Source organism: Hymenobacter guriensis (assembly GCF_015773195.1).
GTDB classification, from domain to species: domain Bacteria; phylum Bacteroidota; class Bacteroidia; order Cytophagales; family Hymenobacteraceae; genus Hymenobacter; species Hymenobacter guriensis.
In genome coordinates this window covers 241449-255662 of the sequence record NZ_JADWYK010000001.1, presented here as the reverse complement: position 1 = coordinate 255662, position 14214 = coordinate 241449, and the positions used below count along the sequence as shown (strand labels likewise).

Annotated in this window: 11 protein-coding genes; 2 read left to right on the top strand and 9 right to left on the bottom strand. The window is 57.9% G+C overall.

What is annotated here, in order from left to right; all coding sequences use genetic code 11:
- Positions 1-390 precede the first annotated feature (390 nt).
- Both I5L79_RS01070 and I5L79_RS01065 read left to right on the top strand, forming a co-directional pair.
- Entirely contained in the window at positions 391-996 is a 606-nt protein-coding gene (locus I5L79_RS01070; RefSeq protein WP_196953165.1) for a hypothetical protein, read from the top strand.
- A gap of 396 nt (positions 997-1392) precedes the next feature.
- A complete protein-coding gene (locus I5L79_RS01065; protein WP_196953164.1) occupies positions 1393-2934 on the top strand; it encodes a GH1 family beta-glucosidase in 1542 nt (513 codons plus the stop codon).
- A 307-nt stretch (positions 2935-3241) separates the two neighbouring features.
- Here I5L79_RS01065 and preA read toward each other — a convergent pair whose 3' ends face one another.
- From preA to I5L79_RS01020, 9 genes are all read right to left on the bottom strand, one after another.
- On the bottom strand, positions 3242-4621 hold the full coding sequence (gene preA / locus I5L79_RS01060; protein ID WP_196953163.1) for an NAD-dependent dihydropyrimidine dehydrogenase subunit PreA: 1380 nt from the start codon (positions 4619-4621) through the stop codon (positions 3242-3244).
- A 77-nt stretch (positions 4622-4698) separates the two neighbouring features.
- Positions 4699-6027 (bottom strand): FAD-dependent oxidoreductase, encoded by a 1329-nt coding sequence (locus I5L79_RS01055; RefSeq protein ID WP_196953162.1) that lies wholly within the window; start codon positions 6025-6027, stop codon positions 4699-4701.
- A gap of 133 nt (positions 6028-6160) precedes the next feature.
- Positions 6161-7027 carry a nitrilase-related carbon-nitrogen hydrolase gene (locus I5L79_RS01050; protein WP_231402649.1) on the bottom strand — a complete coding sequence of 289 codons (867 nt, stop codon included), beginning with the start codon at positions 7025-7027 and terminating at the stop codon, positions 6161-6163.
- 140 nt (positions 7028-7167) lie between these two features.
- Positions 7168-8544, bottom strand: coding sequence for a dihydropyrimidinase (gene hydA / locus I5L79_RS01045; RefSeq protein ID WP_196953161.1), 1377 nt, complete (start codon positions 8542-8544; stop codon positions 7168-7170).
- A gap of 170 nt (positions 8545-8714) precedes the next feature.
- The gene (locus I5L79_RS01040) at positions 8715-10067 is read right to left on the bottom strand and encodes an aminotransferase class III-fold pyridoxal phosphate-dependent enzyme (protein ID WP_196953160.1); all 1353 of its coding nucleotides are present in this window, start codon (positions 10065-10067) and stop codon (positions 8715-8717) included.
- A gap of 76 nt (positions 10068-10143) precedes the next feature.
- Positions 10144-10440, bottom strand: a complete 297-nt coding sequence (locus I5L79_RS01035) for a GIY-YIG nuclease family protein (protein ID WP_196953159.1) — start codon at positions 10438-10440, stop codon at positions 10144-10146.
- 71 nt (positions 10441-10511) lie between these two features.
- A complete protein-coding gene (locus tag I5L79_RS01030) occupies positions 10512-11984 on the bottom strand; it encodes a CoA-acylating methylmalonate-semialdehyde dehydrogenase (protein ID WP_196953158.1) in 1473 nt (490 codons plus the stop codon).
- A gap of 251 nt (positions 11985-12235) precedes the next feature.
- Positions 12236-13240: an alpha/beta hydrolase gene (locus tag I5L79_RS01025; RefSeq protein ID WP_196953157.1), complete on the bottom strand. Its 1005-nt coding sequence runs from the start codon at positions 13238-13240 to the stop codon at positions 12236-12238.
- Positions 13188-14039 carry a pseudouridine synthase gene (locus I5L79_RS01020; protein ID WP_196953156.1) on the bottom strand — a complete coding sequence of 284 codons (852 nt, stop codon included), beginning with the start codon at positions 14037-14039 and terminating at the stop codon, positions 13188-13190. Before I5L79_RS01020 ends, I5L79_RS01025 begins: the two co-directional genes overlap by 53 nt.
- Positions 14040-14214 lie beyond the last annotated feature (175 nt).

Sequence of the window (14214 nt, the reverse complement as noted above, 5' to 3'; positions counted from 1 at the left end):
ACTCACGCCGGGGGAATTACAAGACGCGTACCAGCCACCAAACCCCGCCTTTTTCGTGACACATTGTCATTTTGCCGGGGTATGTGCGGCTTCATTCGGTCGGACTGACTTTTGGGGGAGTTCTGCGGGGAGGGTTTACTGCCAGCGGGGCAGAGAGTGGCGGACCTACAGTGTTATACATTTTGTATAGGTGTCGTTAAGTATTAAGGAGAGAACATGAGGGGTTATTTTACTTCTTGGCATACATGGGATGAAGAAGTAAGGTATCCGCTATAGGCTATAATGGCGCTAGCCCGATAGCTCAGCTAGCGTTATCCTATTATATTGCCGTTAACAAACTAGCTTGCTATAAGTGTTTGCTCTTTACAGAAGGTGTAATTACGAGACTTTATGAATAACATGGATAACAAATTCGCGAAGGAGAGAATCTTAAATGCTTTCCCCGCGCTGCTTAAACAGGATGTGGAAAAAGTAATAGAGATATTACCACTTGATGAATACGACGTTTTACTATCTGATAGTACAATTTATAATGTATCTCACTTTATTCATGAAAGCGAGCAAGTTGTAAAAGTTGATAATGAGGTGTTAAAAATTCCATGCAGATTATGGTTCAATGAACCAAATTGTGATAGAGAAGCAGCACTAACATGTTTGCAGAAAACCATTCTTAACTGCATTTATCTAAGGCATTCTAATGGCTTTATCAGACAGAGAAGATTGGAGAAGCTTGTTGATACGACTGATTATTTTGTGACTCCTTTTGTGTTTCAACTTCTAGGAGAATATGTGCTTGAAATTCTATTTGTTTTAGATAGGCACATAAATGAGCATACACTTAATAACTACCTGAAATTTATCGGTGAAAACAAGGAATACTCTCAAAAAACAGAAAGTAGAATGATAAGTTATTGGAACGCGTATTACAGAAGATTGAAATATAAGAAAATAAATGACTATATTGGCAAAAAAGTAATTGATAAGTTGCGGTCCTAAATTTTAACATTTTTTGACTTATATTAATTAATTCCACAAATGTAAAAAAGCTGCTTGATTCAATTGAATCAAGCAGCCATTCGATATTTGCACTATAAGCATTTTACACTTCTGTCACCGGCAATACACTTGCCTCCTGATACTGTCGCGCCTTGCCGGGCAGCGTCTTGTGCTTCTCCTTACCCAAGGCGGCCGCTTGCTTTTTCGCCGATGCACCCGATGGGGAGGCTCACCTGCCTCGGGGCATTCCTGCGTGACAAAATTCAGCGACTGTAGTACATTGGAGGACCGAAAGAGCTGATCCTAGTCGGAGATGCTTCGCATGTCGCGGCTCTGCGGCCATTGTTTGCAGTACCTATTCTATACGGAAACCACTAACCCCAATTCCCACCAAGCATGAGCCAACTTCCCTCCGACGTTTCCGCTGAATTGAACCCCGACCCGCGCCCCGGCAACCGCCGCGATTTTGTGAAGTCGGCCGGGCTGGCGGCGCTGGGCCTAGCTACCACTCCGCTGCTGCTTTCATCCTGCGATACCAAGCCCGCTCCGGTGGCCGAAACCCAGCCGGCGGCGGCCGGGGGCGGGGCACACGGCCTGTCGTTTCCGGCCGGCTTCCTGTGGGGCACGGCCACGGCCTCGTACCAGGTAGAAGGCGCGGTGAACGTGGATGGCCGCGGCCCCAGCATCTGGGACACATTTTCGCACACGCCCGGCAAAATCGCCAACAACGATACCGGCGACGTGGCCTGCGACTTCTACCACCGCTATAAGGAAGATACGCAGCTGATAAAATCGTTGAATGCCAAGGCGTTTCGATTTTCCATTGCCTGGTCGCGCATCTTCCCCACGGGCAAGGGCGCACCCAACCAAAAGGGCCTCGACTTCTACAACCGCCTAGTGGATGAACTGCTGGCCAACGGCATCCAGCCCTTCGCTACGCTCTACCACTGGGATTTGCCCCAGGCCCTCCAGGACCAGTACAAAGGCTGGCAGGGCCGGGAAACGGCCCAGGCCTTTGGCGACTACGCGGGCTACATGGCCGAAAAGCTGTCCGACCGGGTAAAGCATTTCTTCACGCTGAATGAGCTGTGGACGTTTATTCAGCTGGGCTACGGCGACGGGGTGTTTGCCCCCGGCCTGAAGCTGCCGCCGGCCGAGCTTAACCAGGCCCGTCACCACGCCGTGCTGGCACACGGGCTGGCGGTGCAGGCCATCCGCGCCCATGGCCGCCCCGACACACGGGTGGGGCTGGCCGAAAACATCAAGGTGGCCGTGCCCTACATCGAAACGCCCGAGCACATCAAGGCCGCCGAAATTGCCACCCGCGAGTTCAACGCCGGCTACACCACCGTTATCCTGGAGGGCAAATACACCGATACCTTCCTGAAGAACGCCGGGGCCAACGCGCCCAAATTCACTGCCGAAGACCTAAAAATCATCAGCAGCCCACTCGATTTCTGCGGCATCAACATCTACAACCCCGAGGCCTACGTGCGCGCCGCCGACAATGCTGAGGGCTACGAGAAAATCCCCTTCGCCAAGTCACACCCTACCAGCACCTCCAAGTGGGAGCTGCTGGCCCCCGAAGTTCTGTACTGGGGCGCCCGGCACATGCAGAATATCTGGAAAGTCAAGGAGTTGTACATCACCGAAAACGGCTGCAGCGGCACCGACGAGCTGACGCCCGAAAACCGCGTGAACGACACCGACCGGGTTGCCTTCCTGCGCGGCTACCTCTCCCAGCTGCAGCGCGCAGTAACCGACGGCGCTCCGGTAAAAGGCTATTTCTACTGGAGCCTGGTCGATAACTTCGAGTGGGCCAGCGGCTACGGCATCCGCTTCGGCCTGTTCTACATGGACTACAAAACCCTGAAGCGCTACCCCAAAGCAAGCGCCGAGTATTTCCGGACCATGGCCCAGCAAAACGCGGTGCTCTGATGCGTGCTTTGAGCTGATTGTGATACTTCGTTTCAGGTCGTCATGCCGAAGTTGTTTGGGAAGTCAGATACGTCAAGATTACCCGTCATGCTGAGCGAAGTCGAAGCAGCTCTGCCGCTTCGTTGAACGGCTCTTGCGAAGCGGTAGAGATGCTTCGACAGGCGGACGCCAGATGAGCATAACGTTCATTTTAAATTCCCAGATACGCTCTAAGTAAAACCTGAAACCCTCCTGCTCTAAAAACTAAACGCCCCCGAATCCAGCTGGATTCGGGGGCGTTGTGCTGACAGCACAATAGTCCGGAACGCTACTCCGTCACCGTCACTTTCTCAAACTGCCGCGCCTTACCGGGTAGCGTCTTGTGCTTCTCCTTGCCCAGGGCGGCAGCGGGCTCGGGTACCCAGTGGTGCAGGCCGCCGGCGCGCTCATCATTGAAGGTGACGGGAATATCGTCGGCCTCGGTGCGCTCTTTCCAGGTTTGGTGTTGGGTGCCGTCGTCGCGGCGCTCCATGGTGATGCACTGCTCCACGGGACACACCAGGGAGCAGAGGTTGCAGCCCACGCAGTTCTCGTCGATGATTTCGGGGATGCGCGTGCCTGAGTTGAGCTTGATGGCCTGGTGGGCACCGTCCTCGCAGGCCGTGTAGCACAGCTGGCAGCCGATGCACTTGTCGGGGTTGATGTTGGCGGTGACTTTGTACTTTAGGTTGAGGTCTTCCCAGTGCTTCACGTTGGGCAGGGCGCGGCCCACCATGTCATCAATCGTGCGGAAGCCTTTTTCGCGCATGTACTGCTCCAGCCCGCTGGTCATTTCCCGGATGATGCCGAAGCCATAGTGCATGGCCGCCGTGCACACCTGCACCGAGGAGGCCCCGAGCAGAATGTGCTCCACGGCGTCGCGCCAGGTTTCGATGCCGCCGATGCCGGAAATGGGTAGGCGCACGTCGGGGTGCTGGGCGCAGTTTTTCACCATGTTCAGGGCAATGGGCTTCACGGCCGGGCCGCAGTAGCCGCCGTTGCTACCCTTGCCATCCACAATAGGGTAGGGGGCAAACAAATCCAGGTCCACGCCCACGATGCTCTGGATGGTATTAATCAGCGAAATGGCGTTGGCGCCCCCGCGCCGCGCGGCCATAGCGGGCTCGGTGATGTCACTGATATTGGGCGTGAGCTTTACGATAACCGGGATGCGCGCTACTTCCATTACCCACTCCACAATGGTCTGGAGTACTTCCGGCTCCTGGCCTACGGCCGAGCCCATGCCTCGCTCACACATGCCGTGGGGGCAGCCGAAGTTCAGCTCAATACCATCGGAGCCGGCATTTTCGGCGTCGCGCACGATGTCGTGCCACTCCTGCCGGCTTTGCACCATGAGGGAGGCAATGACGGCGTGGTGGGGGAAACGCTTTTTCACTTCCTCAATCTCACGGAGGTTGTCGGCCAGGGGGCGGTCCGAAATCAGCTCGATGTTGTTGAAGCCCATCATACGCTTGTCGCGGTAGTCCACGCTGCCGTAGCGGCTCGATACGTTCACGACGGGCACGCCCAGGGTTTTCCATACGGCCCCGCCCCAACCCGCGTCAAAGGCTTTCATCACCTGATACCCCGAGTTGGTGGGTGGGGCCGAGGCCAGCCAAAACGGGTTAGGCGACTTGATACCGGCGAAATTTATGGAGAGGTCGGGCATAATGGAGGGAGCTGAAAGTCAGAAGGTAGTAGCTAGAACTAGTTCCTCTTTTTTTCAAGAAGAGGACTTTTCTGGCTTTAGCTTTTGATCAGGAATTGATGGATGCCGTGGGCGGCGGCTTTGGCTTCGGCGGCAGCATTTACCACTTCCGCGCCGCCATTGGCCGCGTCGCCCGAGGCGAAATAGCGCGGGTTGGTCGTTTGGCCGGTGTTGGGGTTGAAGACGATACGGCCTTTACCATCGACCTGCAGCTCCGGGATGAGGCCGAGGAAGCTGGTTTTCTTGGCTTGGCCGGTGGCTTTTATCACCATGTCGCAGGCCTCCACGAACTCCGAGCCGGGGACGGTTTGCACCTGCCCGTTGAAGGTGGCGGTACGCACGAACTTCACGCCCTCCACCTTGCCGTTGCCCAAAATTTCCAGCGGAGCTACGTTGAACAAACCTTGCACGCCCACGCCTTTGGCCAGGTCGTACTCAAACTCGTAGGCGCCCATTTCCTCCTTGCCGCGACGGTAGGCTAGCACTACCTTTTCCGCGCCCAGCCGCGCCGACTCCGAGGCGGCGTCCATGGCGGTGTTGCCGCCGCCCAGCACAATCACCTTGCGGCCCACGGCGGTTTGCTCTTGCCGGATGCGCAGCTGTTCGATGAATTCCACCGCGCCCACGCAGTTTTCCCGGTCCTCGCCCGGCAAGCCCAGAGGCGACGTGTGCCCCAGCCCGATGCCCAGGAAGATAACGTCGTATGCCTGTTCCAGCTTTTCCAGGTCGGGGCGGGTGCTGATGGCGTGGTTGTAGTGCACCCGGAAACCAAACTGGGCTTCCAGGTACGCCATTTCGGCCAGCGTTTCCTCGTTGGTGATTTTGTAGGGTGCCACGCCGTACAGCGTGAGGCCCGAGGGCTGGCTGCGGGCTTCGAATACGTCTACCTCGTGGCCCAGCTTGCGCAGCTCGCAGGCACAGGAAATACCCGCCGGTCCCGCGCCGATAACAGCTACCCGAAATCCGGTAGCCGCGCCCGGCTGAAACAGGTGCTTGCCCTGGTCCATCACCTTGCGCGTGGCGTGGCTCTGCAGCCGCCCGATTTCAATGGGCTTGGCCCCGGTAGCCGTGTACACGCACGAACCCTCGCAGAGCACCTCGGTGGGGCACACCTTGCCGCAGGCATTGCCAAAGTAGTTGGCCTCGTAAATGGTGCGGGCCGCGCCGGTAGCATTGCCGGAGTTGATCTGCCGGATGAACAGCGGAATATCAATACCGGAAGGACAAGCCTTGATGCAGGGCGCATCAAAGCAAAACAGGCAGCGGGAGCTTTCCAGCAGGGCTTCCGAGTTGCTCATCAGAGGCTTGAGCTGGGCGAAGTTCCCGGCAAACTCCTGCTCGGTAGTGGGGGTAACGTATTCGGCCATTTTTTAAGAGTTTCTTGTTTTTAGTTGCTGGTTTCTAGTCAGTGGCATGATCTGTCAGCAACAGCAGGAACCTACTGATTACATATCGTAGCTTCTTGTCAACCAGAAACAAGAAACCAGCAATTAGAAACTACTACAGCTCCACCAGCTTCTCGTAGGTTTCGGGGCGCCGGTCGCGGAAGAACTGCCAGGTGGAGCGCACTTCCTCAATCATGTCGAGGTCGAATTCGGCAACCAGCAGCTCGTCCTTGTATTCGTCGGCCTCGGCAATGATCTGGCCGCGCGGGTCCACGAAGTAGGAGGTACCGTAGAAGCGGCCCAGGTTCCAGGGTTTCTCCTCGCCCACCCGGTTGATGCAGCCCATGAAGTAGCCGTTGGCCGCCGCATGGGCCGGCTGCTCCAGCTTCCAGAGGTACTGGGAGAGGCCGGCTACCGTGGCCGAGGGGTTATACACGATTTCGGCGCCGTTCAGGCCCAGCACGCGGGCACCGTCGGGGAAGTGCCGGTCGTAGCAGATGTACACGCCTACCTTGGCGTACTTGGTCTGGAACACGGGGTAGCCCAGGTTGCCGGGCTTGAAGAAGAACTTCTCCCAGAAGCCGGAGGTGTGCGGAATATGGTTTTTGCGGTATTTGCCCAGGTACGTGCCGTCGGCATCAATCACGGCGGCGGTGTTGTAGAGGAAGCCAGCCGCCTCCCGCTCGTACACCGGCACGATGATGACCATGTTGTACTTCTTGGCGTACTCAGCCATGCGCTCCGTGGTAGGCCCGGGCACCGACTCGGCGGAGGCATACCAGGCTTTGTCCTGGCCGGGACAGAAGTAGGGCGTGTTGAATATTTCCTGCAAACAGAGAATCTGCACGCCCTGGCGGCCAGCTTCCTCAATCAGCGGAATATGCTTTTGCACCATGGCTTCCTTGATTTCCTCGATGCTGCCTTCGCCTTCCGTCATCGGCAGGCTCATCTGAATCAGGCCGGATTTAACAATTCTGGGCATGTTGTTTTACGTTTCTGGTTGCTTGTTTCTTATCTGTATTTCTCGCAGGGTTCCGCAAGTGTTCAACGCAGGGTTTCGCGGTGTTTTTTCTGCGCGACACTGCGCTTTAACACTTGCGGAACCCTGCGTGAAATCGGATGCTAGAACCCTGTTTTCCCGCGCTTGATGAACTGCCCGTAGCCGCGCCCGACCTTCGTTTCGCCGGCGTCCACGGCCACCTGGCCGCGCAACAGCACCGTGTCGATTTTGCCCGTCAGCTCCCAGCCTTCGTAGCCGGAGTAGTCGCAGTTCATGTGGTGGGTTGCGGCCGAGATGGTGTGCTTTTTTCGGGGGTCGATGAGGATGAGGTCCGCGTCGGCGCCGATGCTGATGGTGCCTTTGCGCGGAAACATGCCGAAGATTTTGGCGGCGTTGGTGCTGGTTACTTCCACGAACTTTTGCGGGCTGATGCGGCCCTTCATTACGCCTTCCGAAAACAGCAGCTCCATGCGGTGCTCAATGGCCGGGTGTCCGTTCGGAATCTTCGAAAAGTCGTCGGCACCCATCTTTTTTTGCTCCAGCATGAAGGGGCAGTGGTCGGTGCCTACTACCTGCACCAAGCCCTGGTTGATGCCGGCCCAGAGTGTGGCCTGGTCCTTTTTCTCCCGCAGCGGCGGCGACATCACCCACTTGGCACCCTCAAAATCGTCCCCGTACAAGGAGGCATCCAGCAGGAGATACTGAATGCAGGTTTCCACGAACACCCGCTGATTCCGCTCGGTGGCGCGGCGCACCTGATTAAGCGCGCCCTCGCAGGTGAGGTGCACGATGTAGGCATTCACGCCGGTATAGTTGGCAATGTCGGCGAAGCGGCCCGAGGCTTCCGCCTCCGTTACTTCGGGCTGGGAGAGGTAGTGGTAGCGGGGCGTGAGCTTGCCTGCGGCCCGGTGCTGGGCAATGAGCGTGTCAATCATGTCGCCGTTGGTGGCGTGGGCCGTGACGAGGCCGCCGTGCTTTTTCACCTCCTGCATCAGGCCCACCATCTGCGCGTCGTCAATCATTAGCGCGCCCTTGTAGGCCATGAAGGTCTTGAAGGACGTGATGCCCTCGGCTATCATGTCCTTGATTTCCTCCTTCGTGCTGGGGTTGAAGTCCGTCACGGCCATGTGGAAGGAATAATCGCCGACAGCAGTGCCAGTGGCGCGGCCTTGCCACTCGGTGAGGGCTTCGCGCAGGCTGTGGCCCTGCTTCTGTAGCACAAAGTCGATAACCGTGGTGGTGCCGCCGTGTAGGGCCGCGCGAGTGCCGGTCTCATGCGTATCAGAGCTGAACGTGCCCATGAATGGCATATCCAGGTGCACGTGCGGATCGATGCCGCCGGGCATCACCAGCTTGCCGGTAGCGTCGATTATCTCGTCGGCCTGTACGGGCAGGTTTTTGCCGATGGCCACAATGGTTTCGCCCTCCACCAGAATGTCGCACACACTGTCGGAGTCGGCGGTTATCACGCGGCCATTCCTGATAAGCAAAGACGCCATGCCGTAGAAGAAAAGGGGAGTGGTTTAAAAAGAAAATGTACCGCTTCGGCTTCGGAAAAGCAAATAAGCCGCGCCAGGCCTTTGTAGAAAAAGCCTTAAAAGACAACGAAATAGAAGGAAGGCGCTACGCCGTAAGCAGCCTCAGCAGGCAGCAGGCCCTGGTACCCGGATTACTGCACGTACTCGTCGGCCACGGCAATGGCCTGGGAAATGATGTCCAGTCCTTCGTCGAGCTCCTCCTTGGTTATGCTTAGGGGCGGGGCTACGAAGATGTAGTTCCAGCGCACAAAGGTGTACATGCCCAATTCCTTGATTTTGGCCGCCACTTTGTTCATGATTTCCATCTGTTGAGGCGTGGCATTCCAGGGTGCCATGGGCTCTTTGGTCTGGCGGTTTTTCACCAGCTCAATGCAGCCGAACAAACCCGTGTTGCGCCAGTCGCCGATGCTAGGGTGCTGGTCCATCAGCTCGCACATGCGCGCATCGAGGTACTTACCCAGCGTGACGGTATTTTCGAGCAGGTTATCTTGCTCGTAGATGTCCAGTACGGCCACGGCGGCGGCGCAGGAAACGGGGTGGGCCGAGTAAGTGAGGCCCAGGGGCAGGGGCTTGTCGTCGAAGGATTTGGCTATGGCTTCATCCACCATCACCGCGCCCAGGGGCAGGTAACCGGCCGTGATACCCTTAGCCATGCACATCAAATCCACCTTCACGCCGTGGTGGTCGGAGCCAAACCACTTGCCCGTGCGCCCGAAGCCGCTCATTACCTCATCGGCCACTAATAGGATGCCGTATTTGTCGCAGATGGCGCGCACCCGCTCCCAATACGTGGGCGGGTACTTGATGCAGCCCGAAGTGCCCGACTCGCCTTCCAGAATGATGGCGGCCACGCTGCCCGGGTTTTCATACTGAATGATGCGCTCCATGGCCGCGGCGGCCCGCTCGGCACACTCTTCCGGCGTGCTGCTGTACCAGGGGCAGCGGTAGAAATAGGGGTTTTCGACGTGTACCACGCCCGGCATGGCCTGGGAGTCGACGGCAAACTTGCGCGGGTCGCCGCCGGCGCTGATGGCCCCGTACGAAGCGCCGTGAAACGACTGGTACAGCGTGACAATCTTGTGGCGTCCGGTGTACACGCGGGCCAGCTTGATGGCGTTTTCAATGGCCTCAGCCCCTCCCAGAGTAAAGAAAGCCTTGGTCAGGTTAGCCGGCGTAATTTCCGCCAGCTTCCGGCCCAGGTCGCCTCGGGCCTTGGTAATCATACCAGGGTACACGTAGCTCAACTCCCGCATCTGGGTCGCTACGGCCTCGGTCACGCGCTGGTCGCCGTGGCCGATGTTCACGTTCATCAGCTGGGAGGAAAAGTCGATGTAGCGTTTGCCGTCCCGGTCCCACAGATACACGCCTTCGGCCCGTTCGGCGCTGATGGGGTTCAGCCCCGCCTGCTTCGACCAGGAAAAGAGGGTGTGGTCGAGGTTGTCCTGCAGGATCTGGTGCTTATCGGTGTCGAAGGTGGTTTCCATAGGGGTGGATGCTGAGTTTAAAAGAACGTCATGCCGAGCGTAGCCGAGGCATCTCGCGTGCTGACGTTGAGGTAATTTACCCATTCCAGGTTTGCAGATCAATCGGCTCCCAGCTTGGGTTTAAGGTGTTGATTAAAAACTTTTTTTTGGTGCGAGTCCAGTTTTTGATTTGCTTTTCCCGGGTAATAGCCTGCGTAGTATCGGGGCTGATTTCGAAGTATACCAAGAGGTTACATTGGTAACGGCCTGTGAACTTACCTGCCTCACCTAGTCCTTCACTGTGCTCCTGTAGCCGTCGCTCCAAATTATTTGTAACGCCGGTGTACAGTGCCGTACGAGCTGGGTTAGTCAGGATGTAGATGTAAAAATTCATGAGAAGGACCGCCAAGCCAACGTCAGCACGCGAGATGCCTCGGCTACGCTCGGCATGACGTTCTTTTGAATTTAGCTCATCCAGTTCACCCGCGACTCAGGGTTCCACTTGGTGGTGGTTTTCTTGAGCTGGGTCCAGAACTCAATAGAGCTTTTGCCGGTGATGTCGCAGGACCCAAATTTCGACTCGTTCCAGCCGCCGAAGGAGAACGGCTCCCGGGGCACCGGCACACCGATGTTCACGCCAATCATGCCGGCGTTGGCGTGGTCCATCACGTAGCGGGCTGAGCTGCCGCTGCTGGTAAACACAGCGGCGGCGTTACCGTAGGGGTTGGCATTTTCGATGGCTAGGGCCTCATCTAGGGTCTTCGTACGCATGATGGCTAGTACCGGACCGAACACTTCTTCCTGGGCAATGCGCATATCGGGCGTCACGTAATCTACCACCGTGGCGCCCACGTAGTAGCCGTCCTCATGACCTTCCACGCGGACATTGCGGCCGTCGAGCAGGACCTTAGCACCAGCAGCTTCGGCTTCGGTAATGTGCTGTTCGATGCGCGCTTTGGCTTCCTTGCTGATGACAGAGCCGAGGTTCTGGCCGGGCACGATCTTGCGGGCTTCCTCGACAATCTTGGCCACGATATCGTCAACCGCGCCTACGCCCACCATGGTAGAGCCTGCCATGCAGCGCTGCCCCGCGCAGCCCGACATGGAAGCGGCCACGTTGGAAGCCGTCATATCGGGGTGGGCATCGGGCAGTACCATCAGATGGTTTTTGGCCCCACCCAGCGCCACGCAGCGCTTCAGGTTGCCGGTAGCGCGGATGTAGACGACCTTGGCAATTTTGGTGGAGCCCACGAACGACACGGCTTGAATAGTCGGATGGTCGCAGATGGATTCTACAATTTCCCGGTCGCCGTGCACGATGTTGAGCACCCCATCGGGCAAGCCGGCTTCCTTGAGCAGCTCGGCAATCTTACCGGCGCTCAGCGGCACTACTTCGGAGGGCTTCAGAATCATGGTGTTGCCGAGCACTAGGGCATTCGGGATAGTCCAGTGGGGTACCATGTTGGGGAAGTTGAAGGGCGCAATGCTGGCTACTACGCCCAGGGGCTTGCGCTCCACGCGGGCTTCCACGCCCTTGCTTACTTCCAGAAACTCACCCTGAATCAGCTGGGGCATGGAGCAGGCAAACTCCGTTAGCTCAATGGCCTTTTCTACCTCGGCGCGGGCCTCGTCGTAGGTTTTGCCGTTTTCCTCGCGCACGAGGTCGGCCAGCGCCTTCATGTCGCGCTCCAGCAAGGTCTTGTAACGGTAGAAAATCTGCACCCGCTCCTTGATGGGCGTGGCCGACCAAGCCGGGTAAGCGGCCTGCGCAGCCTGCACAGCAGCGTCGAGGGCGGTAGCACCACTCAGCGGCACCGATGAAATGACGGCCCCGGTAAGCGGACTGTACACATCCAGCGAAGAGGCCGGGCTGTCATCCACAAAACGGCCTCCTACATAATTGCGGATAGCTGGGTATTTTACAGTTTCTACTTCCATGTTACGGTAAGGTTGCGTAGCGGCAAGTAACCGTTTTTTCAGAAATAACCAATCGGCCAGCAGCTTTTTTTAATGGCAATTCTGAAAAGAAATGAAGCTTTGATTGCGGGTATTATTGTAAAAAACCCTTTCTGTAAAGAAGAACGAAGGATTTTCAGGTAATACACACCGGACATACAAAGCCAGCGCAATAAGAGGTAACGCCTGCGCAGGCAGAAATTTTAGCCGTTGCGAGAATAGGAATAGTTCTATTAAGGCCGAGTCGCAGGCTGCAGAAATTCCCGAATCCGCCGTTGCCACAGCGCGGGGTGTTTGCCCCAGTACGGCTCGTGGCCGGAATCGGCAAAATCCTGGCGCTGCTTGGGGCCGCGCAGGTTTTGGAAGATGGCGTCGGTTTCGGCGCGGGTAACGCGCGGGTCGGCCTCGCCCCACATGAGCAGGGTGGGCGTGCTGATGCGGGACGCAAACTCCGTGGCATCCAGATCAAACGCCCAGAAGCCATTCTGCACACCGCCCCAGAACACCAGCAGGTTGGCCAGCGGGAAAGCCGGCACCCGCAGAGCCGTAAACCGGTTGCGCGCTGTCTGGAGCATGCTGCCGTAGGGACACTCCACTATGCTGGCGGCCGGCCTAACGCCCAGCTCGCTCTCGGCCCGCAGAATGGCCTCGGCGCCCATGCTCACGCCGTAGAGGACGATGTGCTGCTCTGGCTGTTGGCGCTGCAGCCACCGGAATACGGTGCGCACGTCCTCGGCCTCCCGGTAACCCACGGTGCAGCGGTTTCCCTCGGAGCCGCCGTTGCCCGCGAAATCGGTGAGCAGAACGGAGTAGCCCAGTTGGCGGAAATACGCGGCCTCGGTGAGCTGCGCGGCTTTGCTGCTGGTGTAGCCGTGAAACAGCGCTACCGTTCCCCGCGCACCCTGCACGGGAGCGTACCAGGTTTCCAAGTGGCCGTTCGGGCTGCGCAGCAATACAGTTTGGTAGGGGAAGGCTGGCTTACTTCGATTTACCGGCTTGGGATTAACGACGCCCGTGAGCAGCACGCCCAGCTTGCGCCAGCCCGTGAGCCGCTCCGGGTGGCCGGTGCGTGGTCCGGCTTCAAGCGAGAAATGCGTGAAGCGCCAGGCGTGAAAAAAAGCCACGGCATTCAGTCCTATGAAGGCCAGCAGCGCCGCCAGCAGCCAAATCCTGCGCCGCCGCACCTTACCGCCCGCGTTTACCAGCCGGCCGGCCCGCGCCCGGCTTTGGTCCGGCACCGGGCTTGGCCTTAGCTCCCGGCCGGGTACCAGCGCCGCCCCGTGGCGGTTTGCCGGTAGGCTTGCGGGAGGCACTGGCAGAAGTGTTTTTGCTGCCACCAGCAGCTGGGGGGCGGTTGGATTTCTGACCTACGGCTTTCAGGGCCTTGGCGGAAGGTGGTACCCCACCGGGCCAGAATTCGGTGCCTTTGCCGGGCGTTTTGAATGTTCCGGCCGCCGCCGTTTGGGCCGCCATATCCTCGCGCAATGCCTGCACCTCGGCCGTGGTCAGCTCACGCCACTGGCCGGGCTGCAGCTTTTCCACGCGCAGGTCGGCAATGCTGACGCGCACGAGGCGCAAAGTAGGAAAGCCCACGGCCGCCGTCATCTTGCGCACCTGCCGGTTCATGCCCTGGGAAATGCGAATCTGCACCCAGCTGGTGGGGATATTGGCTCGGAAGCGCACCGGCTTGCTTCGTTCCCAAAGCTCCGGCGCCTCAGGCAGCAGCTCCACCTCGGCAGGGGAGGTGTAGCCGGTTTTCAGGTCTACGCCGCGCCGCAGATTCTCCAATGCCGCTTCAGTGGGCACGCCTTCTACCTGCGCCCAGTAGGTTTTCGGTACTTTAAAGCGCGGTTCCGACAGCCGATGCTGCAGCTGCTTGTCGTCGGTGAGCAGTACGAGTCCTTCGGAGTCGAAGTCGAGGCGGCCGACGGGGTAGATGTTGGGAATCTGCACGAAATCCTTGAGCGTTTGCCGGCCGGTTTCGTCGGTAAACTGCGTGAGGACTTCGTAGGGTTTGTTGAGCAGGACGTAGCGCATAGAGCAAAGGTACCAAGGGATGCGCCAACCCGTAGCTGATTATTCTTCTTCCTGACTAGCGGTAGAAAGCAGTGACCCGTATAGTGGACTTGCTTTCGCTTTTCCGAATAACGCAAACCCCGAAAGCAAACTCTCGACGAATTTGCTTTCGGGTTTCAGGATGACGTAAAAACTG

What these genes read in the sequence shown, in the direction of transcription:
- I5L79_RS01040 (WP_196953160.1), bottom strand. Translation starts at nt 10,067, where the DNA reads ATGGAAACCACCTTCGACACCGATAAGCACCAGATCCTGCAGGACAAC.
- I5L79_RS01030 (WP_196953158.1), bottom strand. Translation starts at nt 11,984, where the DNA reads ATGGAAGTAGAAACTGTAAAATACCCAGCTATCCGCAATTATGTAGGA.
- I5L79_RS01055 (WP_196953162.1), bottom strand. Translation starts at nt 6,027, where the DNA reads ATGGCCGAATACGTTACCCCCACTACCGAGCAGGAGTTTGCCGGGAAC.
- hydA (WP_196953161.1), bottom strand. Translation starts at nt 8,544, where the DNA reads ATGGCGTCTTTGCTTATCAGGAATGGCCGCGTGATAACCGCCGACTCC.
- I5L79_RS01070 (WP_196953165.1), top strand. Translation starts at nt 391, where the DNA reads ATGAATAACATGGATAACAAATTCGCGAAGGAGAGAATCTTAAATGCT.
- I5L79_RS01035 (WP_196953159.1), bottom strand. Translation starts at nt 10,440, where the DNA reads ATGAATTTTTACATCTACATCCTGACTAACCCAGCTCGTACGGCACTG.
- I5L79_RS01020 (WP_196953156.1), bottom strand. Translation starts at nt 14,039, where the DNA reads ATGCGCTACGTCCTGCTCAACAAACCCTACGAAGTCCTCACGCAGTTT.
- I5L79_RS01065 (WP_196953164.1), top strand. Translation starts at nt 1,393, where the DNA reads ATGAGCCAACTTCCCTCCGACGTTTCCGCTGAATTGAACCCCGACCCG.
- preA (WP_196953163.1), bottom strand. Translation starts at nt 4,621, where the DNA reads ATGCCCGACCTCTCCATAAATTTCGCCGGTATCAAGTCGCCTAACCCG.
- I5L79_RS01050 (WP_231402649.1), bottom strand. Translation starts at nt 7,027, where the DNA reads ATGCCCAGAATTGTTAAATCCGGCCTGATTCAGATGAGCCTGCCGATG.